The sequence below is a fragment of the Polaromonas sp. genome (assembly GCF_018780625.1).
GTDB lineage: Bacteria > Pseudomonadota > Gammaproteobacteria > Burkholderiales > Burkholderiaceae_C > Polaromonas.
The window spans coordinates 1-19,409 of record NZ_JADMJK010000023.1 but is presented as its reverse complement, the minus strand read 5'-3'; the positions used below and the strand labels follow the sequence as shown (position 1 = coordinate 19,409).

General features: G+C 64.9%; 19 protein-coding genes. 10 read left to right on the top strand and 9 right to left on the bottom strand.

Going from position 1 to position 19,409, the window contains the following annotated elements:
- Positions 1-1,112, top strand: a 1,112-nt coding sequence (locus IV091_RS01850) for an ABC transporter ATP-binding protein (protein ID WP_293464373.1), incomplete at its 5' end; no start/stop codon positions are given.
- 14 nt (positions 1,113-1,126) lie between these two features.
- Positions 1,127-1,621 carry a DUF1854 domain-containing protein gene (locus IV091_RS01845; RefSeq protein WP_293464371.1) on the top strand — a complete coding sequence of 165 codons (495 nt, stop codon included), beginning with the start codon at positions 1,127-1,129 and terminating at the stop codon, positions 1,619-1,621.
- Positions 1,622-1,704: 83 nt separating this feature from the next.
- On the opposite strand, the gene IV091_RS01840 is transcribed toward IV091_RS01845, so the two are convergent.
- The 3 genes from IV091_RS01840 to gcl are packed head-to-tail and all read right to left on the bottom strand — an operon-like array spanning position 1,705 to position 5,242.
- The gene (locus tag IV091_RS01840) at positions 1,705-2,607 is read right to left on the bottom strand and encodes a 2-hydroxy-3-oxopropionate reductase (RefSeq protein WP_293464369.1); all 903 of its coding nucleotides are present in this window, start codon (positions 2,605-2,607) and stop codon (positions 1,705-1,707) included.
- Between the two features lie 27 nt (positions 2,608-2,634).
- Complete coding sequence (hyi, locus tag IV091_RS01835) at positions 2,635-3,414, bottom strand: hydroxypyruvate isomerase (protein WP_293464367.1); 780 nt, start codon at positions 3,412-3,414, stop codon at positions 2,635-2,637.
- Between the two features lie 31 nt (positions 3,415-3,445).
- Positions 3,446-5,242 carry a glyoxylate carboligase gene (gcl, locus tag IV091_RS01830; protein ID WP_293464365.1) on the bottom strand — a complete coding sequence of 599 codons (1,797 nt, stop codon included), beginning with the start codon at positions 5,240-5,242 and terminating at the stop codon, positions 3,446-3,448.
- A 124-nt stretch (positions 5,243-5,366) separates the two neighbouring features.
- On the opposite strand from gcl, the gene IV091_RS01825 reads away from it, so the two are divergent.
- A complete protein-coding gene (locus IV091_RS01825) occupies positions 5,367-6,281 on the top strand; it encodes a LysR family transcriptional regulator (protein ID WP_293464363.1) in 915 nt (304 codons plus the stop codon).
- 9 nt (positions 6,282-6,290) lie between these two features.
- On the opposite strand, the gene IV091_RS01820 is transcribed toward IV091_RS01825, so the two are convergent.
- Genes IV091_RS01820 through IV091_RS01805 form a run of 4 tightly spaced genes read right to left on the bottom strand, consistent with a single transcriptional unit; the run spans position 6,291 to position 10,902 of the window.
- The gene (locus IV091_RS01820; RefSeq protein WP_293464361.1) at positions 6,291-7,514 is read right to left on the bottom strand and encodes an ArgE/DapE family deacylase; all 1,224 of its coding nucleotides are present in this window, start codon (positions 7,512-7,514) and stop codon (positions 6,291-6,293) included.
- A complete protein-coding gene (gene uraD, locus IV091_RS01815) occupies positions 7,511-9,286 on the bottom strand; it encodes a 2-oxo-4-hydroxy-4-carboxy-5-ureidoimidazoline decarboxylase (protein ID WP_293464359.1) in 1,776 nt (591 codons plus the stop codon). The genes IV091_RS01820 and uraD overlap by 4 nt, the downstream gene beginning before the upstream one ends.
- 3 nt (positions 9,287-9,289) lie before the next feature.
- Positions 9,290-10,240 carry an allantoinase PuuE gene (gene puuE / locus IV091_RS01810; protein WP_293464357.1) on the bottom strand — a complete coding sequence of 317 codons (951 nt, stop codon included), beginning with the start codon at positions 10,238-10,240 and terminating at the stop codon, positions 9,290-9,292.
- Complete coding sequence (locus IV091_RS01805; protein WP_293464356.1) at positions 10,237-10,902, bottom strand: GntR family transcriptional regulator; 666 nt, start codon at positions 10,900-10,902, stop codon at positions 10,237-10,239. The genes puuE and IV091_RS01805 overlap by 4 nt, the downstream gene beginning before the upstream one ends.
- A gap of 86 nt (positions 10,903-10,988) precedes the next feature.
- On the opposite strand from IV091_RS01805, the gene uraH reads away from it, so the two are divergent.
- Positions 10,989-11,342, top strand: a complete 354-nt coding sequence (gene uraH, locus IV091_RS01800) for a hydroxyisourate hydrolase (RefSeq protein ID WP_293464354.1) — start codon at positions 10,989-10,991, stop codon at positions 11,340-11,342.
- An 84-nt stretch (positions 11,343-11,426) separates the two neighbouring features.
- Entirely contained in the window at positions 11,427-12,437 is a 1,011-nt protein-coding gene (locus IV091_RS01795; protein WP_293464352.1) for a tripartite tricarboxylate transporter substrate binding protein, read from the top strand.
- A gap of 250 nt (positions 12,438-12,687) precedes the next feature.
- Here the strand turns inward: IV091_RS01795 and IV091_RS01790 are convergent, their stop codons facing one another.
- Entirely contained in the window at positions 12,688-13,191 is a 504-nt protein-coding gene (locus IV091_RS01790; RefSeq protein ID WP_293464350.1) for a hypothetical protein, read from the bottom strand.
- A 115-nt stretch (positions 13,192-13,306) separates the two neighbouring features.
- Between IV091_RS01790 and xdhC the strand changes: the two genes are divergently transcribed.
- Entirely contained in the window at positions 13,307-14,128 is an 822-nt protein-coding gene (xdhC, locus tag IV091_RS01785; protein WP_293464349.1) for a xanthine dehydrogenase accessory protein XdhC, read from the top strand.
- Between the two features lie 158 nt (positions 14,129-14,286).
- Positions 14,287-15,504, top strand: coding sequence for a urate hydroxylase PuuD (locus IV091_RS01780; RefSeq protein WP_293464347.1), 1,218 nt, complete (start codon positions 14,287-14,289; stop codon positions 15,502-15,504).
- Between the two features lie 28 nt (positions 15,505-15,532).
- Here IV091_RS01780 and IV091_RS01775 read toward each other — a convergent pair whose 3' ends face one another.
- Entirely contained in the window at positions 15,533-16,468 is a 936-nt protein-coding gene (locus tag IV091_RS01775) for a LysR family transcriptional regulator (protein ID WP_293464345.1), read from the bottom strand.
- A gap of 98 nt (positions 16,469-16,566) precedes the next feature.
- On the opposite strand from IV091_RS01775, the gene IV091_RS01770 reads away from it, so the two are divergent.
- The 3 genes from IV091_RS01770 to IV091_RS01760 form a co-directional block, all read left to right on the top strand.
- On the top strand, positions 16,567-17,658 hold the full coding sequence (locus IV091_RS01770) for a tartrate dehydrogenase (protein ID WP_293464343.1): 1,092 nt from the start codon (positions 16,567-16,569) through the stop codon (positions 17,656-17,658).
- A gap of 66 nt (positions 17,659-17,724) precedes the next feature.
- Positions 17,725-18,672, top strand: a complete 948-nt coding sequence (locus IV091_RS01765) for a tripartite tricarboxylate transporter substrate binding protein (RefSeq protein ID WP_293464341.1) — start codon at positions 17,725-17,727, stop codon at positions 18,670-18,672.
- 112 nt (positions 18,673-18,784) lie between these two features.
- Positions 18,785-19,409: glycerate kinase (locus IV091_RS01760; protein WP_293464339.1), on the top strand; the 625-nt coding region annotated here is incomplete at its 3' end.

Genomic DNA, 19,409 nt, shown 5'->3' with positions numbered 1-19,409 from the left:
GGTCGCTGTTCACGCCCACGGTGTCGCTGCTGACGGAAGTCGGCCTGCTGGTGGTCTGGGCGTTTGGCATCTGGCTGGTGTCGCGACAGGAAATCACCGTGGGCGTGCTGACGGCGTTCATTGCCTACATTGGCCGTTTTTATGGCCGGCTTGACTCCATGAGCCGCATTGTGTCGGTGACGCAAAAGGCGGCGGCTGGCGCCAAGCGGATTTTTGACATCCTGGACCATGTGTCCAACGTGCCCGAGCCGGCCCAGCCGGTCAAGATAGGCGCGCTTGCCGGTCGCATCGAGATGAGGGGGCTGGGCTTTCGCTACGGCAACCGTTCCGTCATTCGGGGTCTGGACCTGCAGATTCAGCCCGGCGAGATGATTGGCCTGGTGGGCCACAGCGGGTCGGGCAAGAGCACGCTGGTCAATCTGCTGTGCCGTTTTTACGATGTCAGCGACGGCGCCATTCTGGTGGACGGCACCGACATCCGGCGCTTTGCGGTGGCCGACTACCGGCGCAACATCGGTCTGGTGCTGCAAGAGCCCTTTTTGTTTTTTGGCACGATCGCGGAAAACATCGCCTACGGCAAGTCGGGCGCGACCCGGGCCGACATTGTGGCGGCGGCGCGCGCTGCCCATGCGCACGAGTTCATCCTGCGCCTGCCCCAAGGCTACGATTCGCTGGTGGGCGAGCGCGGCCAGGGCCTGTCGGGCGGGGAGCGCCAGCGCATCTCGATTGCGCGCGCCTTGCTGATCGACCCGCGCATTTTGATCCTGGACGAAGCCACCTCGTCGGTGGACACCGAGACCGAAAAGGAAATCCAGCATGCGCTCGACAACCTGGTGCAGGGCCGCACCACCATTGCCATTGCGCACCGCCTGTCCACCCTGCGCAAGGCCGACCGGCTGGTGGTGATGGACCGCGGGCAGGTGGTTGAAGTGGGGCCGCACGACGAGCTGATGGCCAGGCAGGGCGCCTACTGGCGGCTGTACCAGGCCCAGGCCCGGCAGGTCGACAGCGACGGCGCTGACAGCGATATTGAAGCCGGCCACATTGCCGTGGCCACCGCGCAACTCGCGCACGTGGCCCAGCACGCGGCCCAGCAGGCCGGTAACCCATGAGCGACACAACCCCCATGACGCCACAAATTTTCGATCTGGTTTCTGCGCCCGGCTTCACGCTGGAACGCCTGGCCTCGGGCCAGTTGCTGCTGACCAGCGCCCAGGGCGAGCAGCATGCTGGCGTGGTACCGGTGCGGGCTTTCCCGATTGCGGCGCCAGATGAAGGCATTTCGCTGGTCAGCACCGAGGGCCGCGAGGTCGCCTGGATCCCGCAGCTGCAGGATGTGCCGCCCGCCGAGCGCGCGCTGCTGCAGGAGGACCTGGCGCTGCGTGATTTCGTGCCACAGATTCTCAGTATCAAAAGCGTGTCGACCTTTGCCACGCCCAGCGTCTGGGCGGTGGAAACCGACCGGGGCGACACCACTTTTGTGCTCAAGGGCGAAGAAGACATACGCCGCCTGAGCCGCACCGCCTTGATGATTGCGGGCGGTGAGGGCGTGCAGTACAGCGTGCCCGACATGGGCGCGCTCGACCGCGCGTCACGCAAGCTGCTGGAGCGCTTTCTTTGACAACGCGGCCGCCAAGCGGACGCTCAAGGTGAGGTGTATTGCTCGGTTTCGCGGCATGATCCCGGCACGGCGTTCAGGCAGATTCAGGCGTCAGGTGCCACTTGGTGTTGTGCCATTGACTCTATCGCACGGACCAGCGCCGAGTGATCGGCCTCCCCGTAGCCGAGGGCCACGCAAGACTGCATAAGCTGGGCCACATTCGCGGTCTGCGGTAGCGCCACGCCCAGCGCGCGCGCACCTTGCAGCGCCAGGTTCAGGTCTTTCTGGTGCAAGCCTATGCGAAATCCCGGCGCAAACGCGCGCTTGATCATGCGCTCGCCATGTACTTCGAGGATGCGCGAAGAGGCGAATCCCCCCATCAAGGCCTCGCGTACCCTGGCCGGGTCGGCACCGGCTTTGGAGGCAAAGACCAGGGCCTCGCCCACGGCGGCAATGTTGAGCGCCACGATAATTTGATTGGCTACTTTGCAAATCTGCCCGTCACCGTTGCCGCCTATCAGTGTGATGTTCTTGCCCATCAGGTCAAACAGCGGCTTGACACGGTCGAACGCCGCTTGCTCGCCACCGACCATGATGGTCAGGCTGGCGGCCTTGGCTCCCACTTCGCCGCCGGACACCGGCGCATCGAGGTAGTCGCAGCCGAGCGCATTGATCTTCCGCGCGAATTTCCTGGTAGCGAGCGGATCGATCGAACTCATGTCCACTACCGTTTTATTCCTGGTCAGCCCCGCGGCGATACCGGCCTGGCCGAACAGCACCGCTTCGACATCCGGGGTATCAGGCACCATCGTAAAGATGATGTCGGCGCGCTCAGCCACGCCACGTGCGTGGGTGCACTGCGTGGCGGAGCTGGTGGCGATCGCTTCGGGAATCTTGCCACGGGTGAAGACAAACAGCTGGTGCCCGGCGCTGATCAGATGGTGGGCCATTGGCGCGCCCATGATGCCGAGACCGACGAAGCCGATTTTGAGAGGATGTGATTTCATAGGATTTTTCTTGTGGATGCCGGGAGATCACTGCGTGAGGCGCTGGCGCCAGCCGAGTCCGTCCTCGGTGGTCGTGCGGGGCTTGTACTCGCAGCCTATCCAGCCTTCGTAGCCGATGCGGTCGAGGTGCGCAAACAGGAAGGGGTAGTTGATCTCGCCTGTGCCCGGCTCATTGCGCCCGGGGTTGTCCGCCAGTTGGATGTGGCCGATGCGTGGCAGGTACTTCTGCAGGGTTGCTGCCAGCTCGCCTTCCATGCGTTGCGCGTGGTAAATGTCGTACTGCACGAAAGCGTTGTCGGCTCCGACCTCCTCCAGGATGTCCACTGCCTGCGTGGTGCGGTTGAGGTAGAAACCCGGAATGTCAAAGGTGTTGATCGGCTCGATCAGCAGCTTCAGTCCTGCCCTCTTCAACGCGGCGGCGGCGAAGCGCAGGTTGCTGACGAAGGTCTGGAGCAGCACGGCCTCGGACACACCGTCCGGTGCTTTGCCGGCCAGACAGTTGAGTTGCCCGACGCCGAGCGTCTGGGCGTAGTCGATGCCATGGCCAACACCGGCGCGGAACTCGTCCACACGGTCCGGATGGCAGGCAATGCCGCGCTCGCCGCGTTCCCAGTCGCCCGCAGGCAGATTGTGCAGGACCAGGCTCAGCCCGTTGTCGTCGAGCCGTTGTTTGATCTCTTTGGCGTTGTAGGCATAGGGGAAGAGGAATTCCACCGCTTTGAAGCCCGCCTTGGCGGCGCGCTCGAAGCGGTCGGGAAATGGAACCTCGGTGAACAGCATGGTGAGGTTGGCGGCGAAGCGGGGCATGGTTATCTCCCTTATTGATATGGCTATGTGATTACTCGAGCAAGCCAGCCAGTTCCAGCCCCTTCAGCCCCTCCGGATGGCGGCAGTCGATGTCTTCGAACTCGTTGATCTTGTCGATCTCGGTGCCCATCGCGATGTTGGTTATTTTCTCCAGGATCACTTCCACGACCACAGGTACTCTGTACTTGCGCGCCATGGCCTGCGCCTCAATCAGGGCTGTTTTGATCATTTCGGGGTTGGTCACCCGCAACGACTTGCAGCCCAGCCCCTTCACGACGGCCTGGTGATCGACGCCGAAGCTGCGCAGGTCGCCGTCGCTTTCCGGAATGTTCTGGTTGTCGAAGGCCAGCTGCACGCAGTAGTCCATGTCGAAGCCGCGCTGGCTCTGGCGAATCAGGCCCAGGTAGCTATTGTTTACCAGCACCTGCACATAAGGCAGGCGAAACTGCGCGCCCACGGCCAGTTCCTCGATCAGGAACTGAAAGTCGTAGTCGCCCGACAGGCCCACGACGGTACGCGTCGGGTCTGCGGCAACGACGCCGAGCGCGGCAGGAATTGTCCAGCCCAGGGGGCCGGCCTGGCCGCAGTTGATCCACTGGCGCGGGCCGTACACGTTCAGGAACTGCGCGCCGGCGATCTGGCTAAGGCCAATCGCCGAAACGTAGATAGTGTCGCGCGGGAAAACCTTGTTCATCTCTTCGTACACGCGCAAGGGTTTGATGGGTGTTTCGGTGTAGTGGGTCTTGCGGTGCATCAGCTTTTTGCGCTCTGTGCAACGACTGACCCAGCCACCAAAGTCCTTGAGCTGCTGCGCTGCCTTGCGCTCGCGCGCCACCTGAACGAACAGCTCAAGCGCGGCCTTGGCATCGCTGACGATACCGAGGTCGGGTGTGAACACGCGGCCAATCTGGGTTGGTTCGATATCGACGTGGACGAAGGTGCGACCCTTGCAGTAGACCTCAGGCGAGCCGGTGTGCCGGTTAGCCCAGCGGTTACCGATGCCGAGTACGAAGTCGCTGGCGAGCATCGTGGCGTTGCCGTAGCGATGGCTGGTTTGCAGGCCGACCATACCTGCCATCAGTGGATGGTCGTCGGGGATGGTTCCCCAGCCCATCAGCGTGGGGATTACCGGCACGCCAGTGAGTTCGGCGAACTCGACAAGCAGGTCCGAGGCATCGGCATTGATGATTCCGCCGCCGGCCACGATCAGCGGCTTGCTGGACGCCATCAGCATGTCCAGCGCCTTTTCGATCTGTTTTCGCGAGGCCGCCGGTTTGTAAGCCGGGAGCGGCTCGTAGGTGTCGATGTCAAACTCGATCTCGGCCATCTGGACGTCAAACGGCAGGTCAATCAGCACCGGTCCGGGTCGGCCCGAGCGCATCAGGTGAAAGGCCTGCTGGAACGCGCGCGGCACCAGGCCGGGCTCGCGCACCGTCACTGACCACTTCGTCACCGGCTTGGAGATGCTTTCGATGTCCACTGCCTGGAAGTCCTCCTTGTACAGCCGCGCGCGCGGTGCCTGTCCAGTGATGCACAGGATGGGTATGGAGTCGGCAATTGCGGAATAAAGGCCGGTGATCATGTCGGTACCCGCCGGCCCCGAGGTGCCGATGCACACGCCGATGTTGCCCGCCATGGCGCGGGTGTAGCCCTCGGCCATGTGCGAGGCCCCTTCGACGTGGCGCGCGAGGATATGGCTGATCGTGCCTTGCTTGCGCAGTGCGGCATAGAGCGGATTGATGGCGGCGCCAGGAACGCCGAACACCTGGCTCACGCCTTCTTTTTCCATTACCAGGACTGCGGCTTCGATCGCTTTCATTTTGGACATGGCCAGTTCTCCTTGAGTTGATTTGCACGATCAACCGACTGTAAATATCGCCTCCCACTTGCGGAAGGAGGCGCCAGCCCATAACATCTATTCCTTGATGGAATAAATAGGAAAGAGCTTCCCGATGGACCGACTCCAGGCGATGCATGTATTTGTCAGGGTTGTGGAAAGTGGCAGCTTCTCGCGCGCCGCGCGCGAGTTCGCCACCACGCAGCCCACGGTCACCAAGATGGTGGCGGCGACTGAGGAACGGCTCAAGGTGCGGCTACTCAACCGCAACACCCGCGGTGTGAGCCTCACCGAATCAGGCGCCCTGTACTACGAGAAGTGCAAGATCATCGTGCGCGAGGCCGATGAGGCCGATAACATTGCTCGCGCGGGTCAAACCCAGGCGCAGGGTCTGCTGCGTGTGAGCACTTCGGTCGCATTTGGCCGACGTGTTGTGGTGCCACTGGCGCTGGACTTCATGCAGCAGCATCCTCTGGTGCAGATGGATTTGAGTTTCGAGGACCGCTACACCGATCTGGTGGCGCAGGGTGTTGATGTGGCCATTCGCATGGGCAAGCTCTCCGATTCCTCCCTGGGGGCCCGTTTCCTCGGTGTCAACCCCTGGTTGCTCACGGCTTCTGCCAAATACCTGCAAGAGCACGGTATCCCCCGTGTGGCCGCTGACCTGGGCAATCATCCTGCGTTGGTGTACAGCAGCGTGCTGGGCGATGATGTCTGGCGTCTGGCCACGCCCAAGGGCGCGATGGTGACGGTGCCCGTGACCGGACGCCTGCGTTCGAATAACCTGTCGGCAGTGCTGGCCGCAGCGCGCAATGGTCTCGGTATTGCGGCAATGCCGCGCTATGTGGCCAGCGATTCGTTGGCTTCGGGGCAAGTGGTGGAGGTGCTCAAGAACCATACATTGCCCGAGCAGGAGATACACGCTGTGTTCCCTTCTCCGAAACTGGTATCGGGCAAGGTGCTGGCTTTCATCGCCTACCTGCAGGGACGGCTGGGCGTGCGCTGGTGGGAAACCCTGCCCAAGGTATGAACCTGCTCGTCAAGACAGCAAATCCTTGAGTGTTCTCGCAATGACCTGGGTGGCGCGGCGCAGGTCTTCCAGCTCCAGCCGTTCGTCGGCCCGCTTGGCATTTGATTCGAGCACGGTGCGCGGCCCGGCGCCGTAGATCACGCCCGGAATGCCGGCCTCGGCGTAAAGCCGTACATCGGTGTACAGCGGCGTGCCCATGGCCGGAATCTTCTGGCCAAAAACGGCTTCGCCGTGCTGCTGCAGCGCCTGCACCAGCGGCTGGTTGCCCGGCAGCGGCTGCATGGCGCGCGCCAGCAGCAGCCGCCTGACGTCGATCCGGATGCCCGGGCAGGCGGCGGCCGCGTCGGCCATTACCTGGCGCAGCGCGGCTTCGACCTCCGCCGGATTTTCTTCCGGGATCATGCGGCGGTCGAGCTTGAACGTGACCTTGCCGGGCACCACGTTGGTGTTGGTGCCGCCCTCGATGCGGCCGACGTTGAGGTAGGGATGCTGTATGCCCGCAACGCGGGAGGTGATTTGCCGGTAAAGCGCATTTTGCGCATACAGCGCGTTCAGGATCTGCACCGCGCCCTGCAGCGCGTCGACGCCGGTGTCGGGAATGGCGGCATGGGCCATTTTTCCGTGCACCGTGACTTCCATCTGCAGGCAGCCATTGTGGGCTGTCACGACCTCGTAGCTGAAGCCGGCGGCAATCATCAGGTCGGGTTTTGTCAGCCCTTTTTTGAGCAGCCAGCCCGGGCCCAGTTCGCCGCCAAACTCTTCGTCGTAGGTGAAGTGCAGTTCAATGCCGCCATGCAGCGCTGCGCCCAGCGATTCGAGGGCGCGCACGGCAAAGGTGAAGCTGGCGAAGTCGCCTTTGCTGACGGCCGAGGCGCGGCCGAATATCTTGCCGTCCGCTATCTCGCCGCCGTAGGGGTCGTGGGTCCAGCCGTCGCCGGGCGGCACCACGTCGCCGTGGGCGTTCAGGGCGATGGTCTTGCCTTCGCCGTAGCGGCGGCGCACGATCAGGTTGGTGATGGATTCGAGTCCGCAGGCCTGCACCTCGGCGGCTGGCACGGGGTACTTTTCGGCGGCAAAGCCAAAGGCCTGCAGCAGCTCGGCGGTGCGCTCGGCATGCGGGGCGTTGTTGCCGGGCGGTGTGTCGGTGGGCACGCGAATCAGTTCCTGCAGAAAGCGCACTTCCTCGTCAAAGTGGGCGTTGACCCAGGCGTCGAGCTTGTCGTAGTCGGTCATGTCGTTTCCAGGGCAAGTTGGTCCAGCAGCTGCTGAAAGGCCAGGACGGCAAGCTGCATGTCGTCGCTGGTGGTGCTTTCCAGCGGGTTGTGGCTGATGCCGGAATTCTGGCCGCGCACAAACAGCATGGCCTGCGGCATGATCTTGTGCAGCTTCATGGCGTCGTGGCCAGCGCCGCTGGGCAGGCGGTAGCACGGCAGACCCAGCGCATCGACGGCGCGCTCCCAGCGCTGCTGCCAGGCGGGCGCGCTGGGCGCGGCCGCGGCGCGTTCGGTGCATTCCAGTGTGTAGTGAACCCCCCGGCGCCCGCAAATGGCCGTGAGCTGCGCCAGCACATCGCGGGCCAGCGCGTCGCGCTGCGCATCGTTGGGCGCGCGCAGGTCGAGTGAAAAAACGCAGCGACCCGGCACCACGTTGATCGAGCCGCCCGGCACCTGCAGCTGGCCCACAGTGCCGACCGAGTCGGCATCCTGTGCGGCGCGCTGCTCCACATACAGCGCCAGCTCGGCCACGGCGGTGGCTGCGTCGCGGCGGCGGTTCATGGGCGTGGTGCCGGCGTGGCTGGCCACGCCGGTGACCTCGCACAGGTAGCGCACGCTGCCATTGATGGAGGTGACGACGCCCAGCGGCAGGTCCAGCTCATTCAGCACCGGGCCTTGCTCGATGTGCACCTCGACAAAGCCGAGGTAGCGGGAAGGGTCGCGCTGAAGTGCGGGAATGGCGTCCACATCCAGCCCGGCGTGCTGCATGGCCTCGCGCATCGTGATGCCGTCGGCGTCTTTCTGGTCCAGCCATTCGGGCTTGAAGTCGCCGGTCAGCGCGCCGGAGCCGAGAAAGGTCGCCTTGTAGCGCTGGCCTTCCTCTTCGGCAAAGCCGATCACTTCCAGGTTGAACGGCAGGCGCCGGCCCTGGCGGTGCAGTTCACGCACGCAGGCCAGCGGCACAAAAATGCCGAGGCGTCCGTCGTACTTGCCGCCGTTGCGCACGGTGTCGTAGTGGCTGCCGGTCAGCAGCGTGGGTGCGTTGGGGCTGGCGGCCCGGTAGACGCCCACCACGTTGCCGACGGCGTCTATCGTGACGTCGTCAAAGCCGCTTTCACGCATGGTGGTGGCAATGAACTGCGCGCAGGCGCGGTGCGCATCGGTCAGGTAGGTCACCGTGAGCTGGCCTTTTTCAAGGTAGCCGGGGTCGCTGTACTGCGCGAGTTGCTCCTGCCAGTCCCAGACCAGATGGCCCAGCGCGGGTTCCTGCGCGAACTTGTCATTGAGCCGCAACTCCACCACGCGGTGGATGTTGCGCAGGCATTCCTGCCGCTCAAGCTCGGGCGGGTGCTTCAGGCGGCGCGTAAAGGTGGCGATGATCTGCTGCTTGCTCAGCCTGGTGCCGCGCGGCCCGCGCACCGCCAGGATGAAGGGAAAGCCGAATTTGGCGTTGTAGTCGGCGTTGAGCTGCTGCAGCGTGGCGAACTCCTCGGGCGTGCAGTCGGTCAGGCCGGCGGTGTCCTGCTCCTGCTTCGATGGCGCCGTGAGGCGCTGGCTGACCATGGCCTTGCCGGCCAGTTCCGGGTGGGCGCGTATCAGGCCCAGTTGCGCCTCAAGGCCGGCCGCCTGCAGCACGCGCACCATCGCCTGCTTCAGTTGCGCCAGCGACTGGAAGGGGCGCGCATCGAGGGCCTGTCCGGCCACCCAGGGCGAGTGTTCGTAGAGGCCGTCCAGCAGCTGCAGTGCCTCGTCGCGCGGCGCGGTGTTGATCTGTTCGAGCGTGAGGGCCATGCCTTAACTTTCGTGCGGGTCTTGAGGGGGATGGGTGCGCTGCCAGTGCCGCGCAATGTCGATACGGCGGCAGACCCATACATTGGCGTGCTGCTGCACATGGTCCAGAAAACGCTGCAGCGCCACGATGCGGCCTGGCCGGCCCAGCAGGCGGCAGTGCATTCCAATGCTGAGCATCTTGGGGGCGTTCAGGCCGTTGGGGTCGCCCTCGGCGTACAGCGCGTCAAAACTGTCGCGCAGATAGACAAAGAAATCCTCGGCCTGCGCAAAGCCCTGCGGCAGTGAAAAGCGCATGTCGTTGGTGTCCATCGCGTAGGGCACGACCAGGCGCGGCACCAGCGTGCCATCGGTGCGGGCCACCGGCGTCCAGAACGGCAGGTCGTCGCCGTAGTAGTCGCTGTCGTAGGCCAGCCGGCCGTCGTCTGCCACCAGGCGGCGGGTGCGCGGGCTGTCGCGGCCGGTGTACCAGCCCAGCGGGCGCGTGCCGGTGAGTTGCTCGATCACGTCCAGGCCCAGGCGCATGTGTTCGCGCTCGGTGGCTTCGTCCACCATCTGGTAATTGATCCAGCGCCAGCCGTGGCAGGCGATTTCGTGGCCCAGTTCCACAAAGGCCGCCGCCACGTCGGGCGCCCGCTGCAAGGCCATGCCGACCCCAAACACGGTCAGCGGCAGCTGGCGCTTTTCAAATTCGCGCAGGATGCGCCACACGCCGGCGCGCGCGCCATATTCGTAAATGCTTTCCATGCTCAGGTGCCGGTCGGCAAAGCTGGGCGGGTTGAACATTTCCGACAGGAACTGCTCGGAGCCAGCATCCCCGTGGAGCACCGCGTTTTCGCTGCCTTCCTCGTAGTTCAGCACAAACTGCACGGCGATGCGCGCCTGGCCCGGCCAGCGGGCATGGGGCGGGTGGCGGCCGTAGCCGATCAGGTCGCGCGGATAGGGGGACATGTTCATGGCAATGCCATCGAAATGTCGTCGGGGGGAAGCTTGCGGTCCAGCGTGAGGCTTTGCTCCACCTGCAGCAAATGCGCGTTCATCAGCTGCACGGCCAGCGTTTCGTCCTTGGCGGCCAGGGCCTTGACGAGGGCGGCATGCGCGTCGTGGGAATGTTCGGCGGCGCTGGCCGTCTGGTACATCAGGGTGATCAGCGCGCAGCGCGACACCAGATCGCCCAGCACCTGCGCCAAGACCTTATTGCCCATCAGTTCGGCCATGCGCACATGAAAATCGCCAAGCGCCCGGGTGCGGCCGGGCACGTCGCCCCGCCTGACGGCGGATTTTTCCTGCGCGATATGGTCCCGCAGGGCCTTGATTTTGGCGGGCGTCACCTCGCGCACAAAGGCGCGGGTCATTTCAGATTCCAGCATGCGGCGCACGGCAAAAACCTGCTGCGCCTCCAGCGCCGAGGGCGCCGCGACAAAAGCGCCGCGCGCGGGCTCCAGGCGGATCAGGCGGTTTTGCGCCAGCTGGAACAGCGCCTGGCGCACCAGGGTGCGCGACACGCCGAAATGGTCGGCCAGCTTTTGCTCCGGCAGCTTGCTGCCCGGATGCAGCCGGTGCTCCACAATGGCCTTGGTCAGCGCTTCGACAATCGCGTGGGTGGTGGACGATTCCATCGCGCCATCATAGCCAAAAACACAAAACTGTATACACTTTTGGCGCGCCTGGAATTTTCAGCAGGCGCCAATTTCGAAGGAACACCATGGGCTTGAGCACACATGTACTGGACACCATGCACGGCACGCCCGCGGCCGGCATGCAGGCAAGGCTTTACACCACGCAGGGCGACGAGACCGTGCTGGTCAAAAGCTTCACCCTCAACCAGGACGGCCGCAACCCCGAAGGGCTGCTCTACGACAGCGCCAGCCTGCAGTCCGGCACGTACCGGCTGGTGTTCGACGTGGCCGGTTACTTCAGGGCCAAGGGGGTGGAACTGCCCGAGCCGCCATTTTTGAGCCAGGTCACGCTGGACTTTGGCGTGGCCGACACGCGCCAGCACTACCATGTTCCGCTGTTGGTCAGCCCCTGGAGTTATTCGACCTACCGGGGCAGTTAGGCCACGTCCAGACGGCGGCGCTGTCATGATGCCGTCATGGACTTGCGGCGAAAATAGGGCGATATCAACCTCGATTGTTTTGCCATGAATGTCAAGTCACCGGGCACGCTGAGCCGCCGCCACGCCCTGCTGTTGTCGGCCAGCGCAGCTGCCAGCCTGATGGGGCCTGCCGCCGCGCTGGCGCAAGCCCCTGCCGCCAGCTACCCGGATCGCGCCGTCAAAATCATCGTGCCCTTTGCCCCGGGGGCGGGCACGGACGCCATGGCCCGCCTGGTGGCGCAAAAGCTCGGCGAAGTCATGAACACCAGCTTTGTGGTGGACAACAAGGCCGGTGCTTCGGGCGCGATAGGCACGCAGTACGTGGCGCAGGCGCCAGCTGACGGCTACACGCTGCTGCTGGTGGCGTCGCCTTTCACCACGGTGGCCGCCTCGTTGCCGAGCGCCAACTACGACCCCTTGCAGCAGTTTGCCCCGGTGGGCCTGATTGCGACCGGGCCGCTGGTCTGGGCCGCCAACACCAAACTGCCGGCCAGCACCATGCAGGAGCTGGTCGCGCTGGCGCGGCAAAAGCCCGGCGTGCTCAACTACGGCTCGGCCGGTGCTGGCGGCGTCAACCACCTGGTGCTCGAACTCCTGAAGGCGCGCACCGGCACCTACATCACCCACATTCCCTACCGCGGCGTGGCGCCCGCCACCATGGACATGATCAGCGGCCAAATCGAGCTGGTCACAGGCACCATTCCGGCCTTGCTGCCGTTCATCAAAAATGGCAGCATCAAGCCGCTGGCCGTCACCAGCGCCAGGCGTTCCAGTGCCTTGCCGGGTGTTCCCAGCATGCTGGAGTCCGGTTTTTCAGGCATTGATGTGGTGAACTATTTCGCGCTGATGGCCCCCAGGGGCACGCCCGCCGCCATCATTGAAAGCCTCAACGCCGCCATCCACAAGGTGGTGGCGCTGCCTGAAGTGGTGACGCGTTTCAAGGCCGATGCGGTGGACGCCATGCCCGGCTCGCCCGCGCAACTCGGGCAGTTCATCGAGGCCGACTACCGCGCCTGGCGCAACGTGGTGAAGGCGCAGAATTTGAAGATTGAATAGCCTGCAAACCTGCAGGTAAAGCCGCACCAACAACCTCCTGCGACCAGCTTCGGAGCGACACTCCCCACCAGCAGGGGCCGCGGAACCGGCTTCGCCGGGCCGCAGGCGCAGCGCCCCCCTCGGGGGCAGCAAACCACACGCAGTGGGGAGTGTGGGGGCGTCGGCCGCCAGCGCCGGGCCGCCCCAAGCAAGGCCAGCCCCCTCGGGGGGCAGCGAACCACACGCAGTGGGGAGCGTGGGGGCTATACGTTCAGTCCTGCCCTTCGGTCAGTGTGTCGAGCTGGAACTTGCCGCTCTTGTGCCACAGCCAGGTGTCGGTATAAACCACCTTGCCCAGCCGCGTGGGGGCCGGAAACGGGGAGGCCTGCCGCACCGTACGCTCAATTTCCGCGATCACTTCAGGCGCATGGCGCGGTGCCCGCATCCAGTCCAGCCGGGTCACGCGGCCCACGCGGTCTATCTCGACGTTGAGCACGCCAATGGCATACAGCAGCGGCGGCATTCTGCCCTTGAAGATGCGGTCTGCGTTCAGGCCGTAGAGGTGCGTCGCGCCGTCCTGGCGGTAGGCGCGCGGCGAGCTGGCGCCCGAGCTTCTGGCCGAGCCTTTCGCGGCGGCGACGGGACCGGTCACCGGGGTGGGCGCCGCCACAGGGGTTTCGGGCTTTGGGGCGTTTTTGCAGGCGCTCACCACTGCAGCGGCAGCTGCACTTATCAGGGTCAGCAGCCAGAAGCGGCGGGGTTTGGTGTCGGGCATAAGAGGTCTCGGTGCTATCTCGGTGCTAAGGTGACGATGATGCCCGCTGCGCAAGGCATTGTTGCGGTCATTTTGCCCATTATTTGCGCGCCTTCTCTTTTTCAACAGGTCATCCATGGTTTCCAGCTGCACCAGCCGCCATACCGAGAACTTTTTGATCCGCCTGATGACCCAGCCGGCCGTGCTGGTGCAGGTCGACGCCACCCGGGGCTCGGTGCCGCGCGAGGCGGGCGCCTGGATGGCGGTGTTTGCCGATGCGCTGGTGGGCACGATTGGCGGCGGCCACCTCGAATACCAGGCGATTGCCAACGCCCGCGCGCAGCTGCAGCAAATCAGCCCCCAGGGCGGGCAGGCCACGCTGCGCTTTGCGCTGGGCCCGGCGCTGGGCCAGTGCTGCGGCGGCGTGGTGCATCTGCGTTTGGAGCCGGTCAGCGCTGGCGACGTGCCGGCGCTGGCGCTGCGCCTGGCCGGCGGGCGCACGCCGGTCGCGCTGTTCGGCGGCGGTCATGTGGGCCAGGCGCTGGCCCAGGTGCTGGCGCCGTTGCCGTTCAGCCTGACCTGGATCGACAGCCGGGACGGCGTGTTTCCCGCCGTGGGACCGGGCGTTGCCTGCGAGCATTCCGAGCCGGTGCAGGCCGCCGTGGCGGGCCTGGCGCCGCAGTCGCGGGTGCTGATCATGAGCTTTAGCCACGCCGAAGACCTGGACGTGGTGGCGGCTTGCCTGAAGCGCCAGCGCGCGCGGGCCGACCTGCCCTTTGTCGGCCTGATTGGCAGCCAGACCAAGTGGGCCGCCTTCAGCCATCGGCTTGAAGCCCAAGGCTTTTCGCCTGACGAGCTGGCGCACATCACCTGCCCGATTGGCGTGCCCGGTATTGCGGGCAAGGCGCCCGAAGTGATTGCCGTGGCGGTGGCGGCCCAACTGCTGCAAACCCTATAAACTGGCGGCCTCAGGTCGCAGCGGCGCCGGGAAACGCCCAACCCCTGGAGTTTCTTTTGTTCGCGGCCTCTTTTTTCTGCTTACAGCGCCCGCAGTGGTGAGCAGGTTGGCACCCGGCAGCGCTGCGCGCGCGGCCCGGGCTGAATACGCGGGGAATCATGGAAAGCTACCTTCTGGACTGGGCCAACCTGCTGCTGCGCTGGGTTCACGTCATCACCGCCATTGCCTGGGTCGGCTCCTCGTTTTATTTTGTGTTTCTGGACTCCAGCCTGACGCCGCCGGTGGACGAGGACCTTCAACGCCAGGGCGTCAGCGGCGAACTCTGGGCCGTGCATGGCGGCGGTTTTTACCACCCTGTCAAGTTCGCGGTCAAGCCGCCCGTGCTGCCGCCGCACCTGCACTGGTTTTACTGGGAAAGCTACAGCACCTGGCTGACCGGCTTTGCGCTGTTCACGGTGTCCTACCTCTGGAACGCCAGCGTTTATCTGGTCGACAAGTCCCTGATGAACTGGTCGCCCACGGCGGCCGTGGCGACTGCACTGGCGTTCTTTGTTGTCTTTTGGCTGCTGTACGACGGCATTTGCCGCGTGTTTGGCCCGCGCAAAAACGGCGACGCCATCGTCGGCGGCCTGGCCCTACTGCTGGTGTGCGCCGCCTCGTACCTGGCCTGCCACTGGTTTGCCGGGCGCGCGGCCTTCTTGCTGGTGGGCGCCATGATGGCCACCGCGATGAGCGCCAACGTGTTTTTCTGGATCATTCCGGGGCAACGCAAGGTGGTTGCCGCCATCAAGGCCGGCCAGCCGGTGGACCCGGTGCACGGCCAGCGCGGCAAGCAGCGCAGCGTGCACAACACCTACTTCACGCTGCCGGTGCTGTTTGCCATGCTGAGCAACCACTACAGCTTTACCTGGAACCACCCGCAGAACTGGCTGGTGCTGACGCTGATGATGCTGGCCGGCGCCGCCATCCGGCAGTTTTTTGTGCTGCGCCACGGCTACAAGCTGGGCCGCAACCGACATCCGCTGCCCTATGCGCTGGTGGGGATGGCGGTGATCCTTGGCGTGATCGTCTGGATGAAACCGGCTGCTACTGATTCAGTAGCAAGTGGTGCTTATTCCGAAAAGGCTACAGGCCAGATAGATTATCAATCCGTGCAGCCGGTGCTGGCCCAGCGCTGCTACCAGTGCCACGGCGCGCAGGTGCAGATGAAAAACGTGCGGCTCGATTCCCCGGGCGACCTGTCGCTGCATGCGCAGGCCGTCTACCAGCAGGTGGTACTGAGCCGGCTCATGCCCATGAACAACGCCACCGGCATCACCGAAGCCGAGCGCGCGCTGATGGGGCAGTGGTTCCTGGCGGGCGCCAAGGTTCCGTAATCGCCAGGTTGCCGCAAGGTCAGCGCCGCTACCAGTCGGCCACCATGCCGGCCGCGCGCGTCGATGATTTTTCAAAGTGGCCGGCCAGGTAGTCCACAAACGCCCGCACGCGTGCCGACACCTGGTGCCGCTGCGGGTAGACCGCGTGGATGTCGGCCGGCGGGTTCTGGTAGTTCTCCAGCACCTGGCGCAGCCGGCCGCTGCGCAGGTAACGCGCGACATCCCACTCGGCGCGCATCACGATGCCGTGGCCTGCGAGCGCCCAGTTGACGGCAATCTCGCCGTCGCAGGTGCTCAGGTTGCCGCGCACCTTCACCGTCTCCGTGCGCTTGCCTGAACTCAGGCGCCAGATGCCATAGGCCTCGTCGCCCTGGCGTATGCCGATGCAGTTGTGCTGGGTCAGGTCGTGCGGCACCCTGGGCGTGCCGTGTTGGGCCAGGTAGGCCGGCGCGGCGCAGAGCAGGCGCCGGTTGGGCGCGAGCTTGCGGGCGATCACGCGCGCATCGGGGGGTTCGCCGAAGCGCACGCACACATCGAAGGTGTCCTCGCTGACCGGCGGGGGGTTGACCGTGAGCTGGAGCTGGACCTGCATGTCCGGGTGCAGTTTCACGAAGCCCGCGATCAGCGGCGCGATGTGGCTGCGGCCAAAACCCAGCGTCGCGTTGACGCGCAGCAAACCCCTGGGCGCCGCCACCGCGCTGGACACCAGCTGCTCCATGTCGTCGATCTCGGCCAGGATGCGCCGCGCATGGTTGAGGTAGATCTCGCCTTCGGGCGTGGGGCTGATGCGGCGCGTGGTCCGGTTCAGCAACTGCACGCCCAGGCGCGCCTCCATGTGCGCCAGTCGCTTGCTGATGGCCGGCGTCGTCACGTCGAGCTCGCGCGCCGTGGCCGAGAAGCTGCCGCAGCGCGCCAGCAAACTGAAAAAAGCCATTTCGGAAGGGGCAGAAGCAGGCGTGCTCATCATTAACTCAAAGTAAACAATGGAATAACTTTAAGGCGTTCTGTTGAATCGTGCAATCGGTAAAGTCCATCATCACGTATTGATTACAAGGACATGACATGAAGGTTTACAAGATTGCCTGCATCCCGGGCGACGGCATTGGCAAGGAAGTGGTCCCGGCGGGCCAGCAGGTGCTGCAGGCACTGGCGGCCACGCAGGACTTCGGCTTTGACTTCACCTCTTTCGGCTGGGGCGGTGACTGGTTCCGGCAGCACGGCGTGATGATGCCCGACGACGGCCTGGACGCGCTGCGTGGCATGGACGCCATCCTGTTCGGTTCTGCGGGCGATCCGCACATTCCCGACCACATCACGCTCTGGGGCCTGCGCCTGAAGATCTGCCAGGGGTTCGACCAGTACGCCAACGTGCGGCCCACACGCATACTGCCCGGCATCGACGGGCCGCTCAAGCGCTGCACACCGGCGCAGCTGGACTGGGTCATCGTGCGCGAGAACTCCGAAGGCGAATACTCTGGCGTCGGCGGTCGTGCCCACCAGGGTCACCCGATCGAGGTGGCCACCGATGTGTCCATGATGACGCGTGCCGGCGTCGAGCGCATCATGCGCTACGCCTTCAAACTGGCGCAGTCGCGTCCGCGCAAGCTGCTGACCGTGGTCACCAAATCCAACGCCCAGCGCCACGCCATGGTGATGTGGGACGAGATTGCGCTGCAGATCAGCAAAGAGTTCCCCGACGTGACCTGGGACAAGGAGCTGGTGGACGCCTGCACCGCGCGCATGGTGAACCGCCCGGCCACGCTGGACACCATCGTGGCGACCAACCTGCATGCCGACATCCTGAGCGACCTGGCCGCCGCGCTGGCCGGCAGCCTGGGCATTGCGCCCACCGGCAACATCGACCCCGAGCGCCGCTACCCTTCGATGTTCGAACCGATTCACGGCTCGGCCTTCGACATCATGGGTCAGGGCCTGGCCAATCCGGTCGGCACCTTCTGGAGCTGCGTCATGCTGCTGGAGCACCTGGGCGAGAACGCAGCGGCAGAGCGCCTCATGCAGGCCATCGAAGCCGTCACCGCCAACCCGGCCCTGCACACGCGCGACCTCGGCGGCAGCGCCACCACGGCCCAGGTCACGCAGGCGGTCTGCGAACGCGTGCGTGCTGAATCCGAGCCCGCACGTCAAGCGGCTTGAGCAACCCAGGCGCTGGCGTTCTGCGCTGAAGCGATAGATCCAAAAACAACCCGAAGGAGACAAACCATGAAAAAGCTGATTTCTGCCCTGAGCCTCGCCCTGCTGGCGCCCATGGCGCTGGCGCAAGCCTGCCCCGACAAAAACATCCTGTACTGGCAAGCCTTTCCGCCCGGCGGCGAGTCGGACCTGTCGGCGCGCCACCAGCAGATGGTGCTGAAAAAGAAGTGCGCGGCGATTGAAACCATCATCCAGTACAAGGCCGGCGCTGGCGGCGCGCTGATGTGGTCGCAGATGAACAGCCTGCCGGGCGACGGGGCCAACGTGGTAGGCATCAACCTGCCGCACATCGTGTTCCAGCCGATCGAGGGGCTGGTGCAGTACAAGACGCAGGACATCACGCCGGTGTTCTGGTTCCACTACACGCCCGACATTCTGGTGGTGCCCGAGCAGAGCCCGATCAAGACCTTCGCCGACTTCCTCAAGGTCGCCAAGGCCGATCCCGGCAAGCTCAGCCTGGGCGGCTCCGGCCAGAACTCGGCCAACCACGCCGCGCACGAACGCCTGAATGCGGCCTTCGGCGTCAAGACCATTTATGTGCCGTTCAAGGGCACGGGCGACATGGCCTCGTCCGTCATGGGTGCGCAGGTGGACGGTGCCATCACCTACACCGCCTTTGCCATCAACAACAAGACCCGCATTCGCCCGCTGGCCGTGGCCATGGAAAAACGCCACCCGCTGATGCCCGATGTGCCCACCTTCAAGGAGCTGGGCGTGGACTGGGTCGATGGCGCCTATCGCGGCATCGGCGTGCCCAAGAGCACGCCGCCCGAGGCGCGCAAGAAGATTTCCGACATGTGGGCCGCCCTGAACAACGAACCCGAGATGAAGGAACTCGCCGCCAAGAGCGGGTTTGAACTGGTCAATGTGGGTGTCGACCAGATGGACGCGTTCATGAAGGAAAAAACGCGGCTCTACACCGAAGGCGCGCAGCGGCTGGGGCTGGGCAAGAAGTAAGAGGGCGCCGCTGCTGGACGCGGCGCAAACAGCGTTGCCGCGCCCCATCCCGGGCGCGTTACCGCGGTTACAGCCGGGGTACGGCGTCACAATAGCGGGCAGGAGAGATTCAATGACTGCACCCGATCCCGCGACCCATCCGCGCCAGTTTCTCGCGCATCTGTACCAGGCTGCTGTGCAGCGCGCCCTGCCGCTGCACAACACCGCAGCCTTCCTGCCCCAGCCGCCCAAGGGCAGAACCATTGTGATTGGTGCGGGAAAGGCGGGCGGCGCGATGGCGCAGGCCGTGGAAGCGCTCTGGCCGGCTGACGCGCCGCTTGAAGGCCTGGTCGTGACGCGCTACCACCATGTGCCGCCCAGGCCCGAAGGTTTGCCGCAGCGCATTGAAGTGGTGGAGGCCTCGCATCCGGTGCCCGACGAAGCCGGGCTGGCGGCGGCGCAGCGCATTTTGGCCATGGTGCAGGGTTTGAGTGCCGACGACCTGGTGCTGTGCCTGATCTCGGGCGGCGGCTCGTCGCTGCTGGCCTTGCCGGCAGACGGCCTGAGCCTGCAGGACAAGCAGTGCATCAACAAGGCGCTTCTCAACAGCGGCGCGAACATCAGCGAGATGAACTGCGTACGCAAGCACCTGTCGCGCATCAAGGGCGGGCGGCTGGCTGCTGCCTGCGCGCCGGCCCGCGTCGTCACGCTGACCATCAGCGACGTGCCCGGCGACGACCCGTCCATCATTGCCAGCG

What these genes read in the sequence shown, in the direction of transcription:
- hyi (WP_293464367.1), bottom strand. Translation starts at nt 3,414, where the DNA reads ATGCCCCGCTTCGCCGCCAACCTCACCATGCTGTTCACCGAGGTTCCA.
- IV091_RS01765 (WP_293464341.1), top strand. Translation starts at nt 17,725, where the DNA reads ATGAAAAAGCTGATTTCTGCCCTGAGCCTCGCCCTGCTGGCGCCCATG.
- gcl (WP_293464365.1), bottom strand. Translation starts at nt 5,242, where the DNA reads ATGTCCAAAATGAAAGCGATCGAAGCCGCAGTCCTGGTAATGGAAAAA.
- IV091_RS01795 (WP_293464352.1), top strand. Translation starts at nt 11,427, where the DNA reads ATGAATGTCAAGTCACCGGGCACGCTGAGCCGCCGCCACGCCCTGCTG.
- IV091_RS01805 (WP_293464356.1), bottom strand. Translation starts at nt 10,902, where the DNA reads ATGGAATCGTCCACCACCCACGCGATTGTCGAAGCGCTGACCAAGGCC.
- IV091_RS01790 (WP_293464350.1), bottom strand. Translation starts at nt 13,191, where the DNA reads ATGCCCGACACCAAACCCCGCCGCTTCTGGCTGCTGACCCTGATAAGT.
- uraD (WP_293464359.1), bottom strand. Translation starts at nt 9,286, where the DNA reads ATGGCCCTCACGCTCGAACAGATCAACACCGCGCCGCGCGACGAGGCA.
- IV091_RS01840 (WP_293464369.1), bottom strand. Translation starts at nt 2,607, where the DNA reads ATGAAATCACATCCTCTCAAAATCGGCTTCGTCGGTCTCGGCATCATG.
- IV091_RS01825 (WP_293464363.1), top strand. Translation starts at nt 5,367, where the DNA reads ATGGACCGACTCCAGGCGATGCATGTATTTGTCAGGGTTGTGGAAAGT.
- IV091_RS01820 (WP_293464361.1), bottom strand. Translation starts at nt 7,514, where the DNA reads ATGACCGACTACGACAAGCTCGACGCCTGGGTCAACGCCCACTTTGAC.
- IV091_RS01780 (WP_293464347.1), top strand. Translation starts at nt 14,287, where the DNA reads ATGGAAAGCTACCTTCTGGACTGGGCCAACCTGCTGCTGCGCTGGGTT.
- puuE (WP_293464357.1), bottom strand. Translation starts at nt 10,240, where the DNA reads ATGAACATGTCCCCCTATCCGCGCGACCTGATCGGCTACGGCCGCCAC.
- IV091_RS01845 (WP_293464371.1), top strand. Translation starts at nt 1,127, where the DNA reads ATGACGCCACAAATTTTCGATCTGGTTTCTGCGCCCGGCTTCACGCTG.
- IV091_RS01775 (WP_293464345.1), bottom strand. Translation starts at nt 16,468, where the DNA reads ATGAGCACGCCTGCTTCTGCCCCTTCCGAAATGGCTTTTTTCAGTTTG.
- IV091_RS01770 (WP_293464343.1), top strand. Translation starts at nt 16,567, where the DNA reads ATGAAGGTTTACAAGATTGCCTGCATCCCGGGCGACGGCATTGGCAAG.
- uraH (WP_293464354.1), top strand. Translation starts at nt 10,989, where the DNA reads ATGGGCTTGAGCACACATGTACTGGACACCATGCACGGCACGCCCGCG.
- xdhC (WP_293464349.1), top strand. Translation starts at nt 13,307, where the DNA reads ATGGTTTCCAGCTGCACCAGCCGCCATACCGAGAACTTTTTGATCCGC.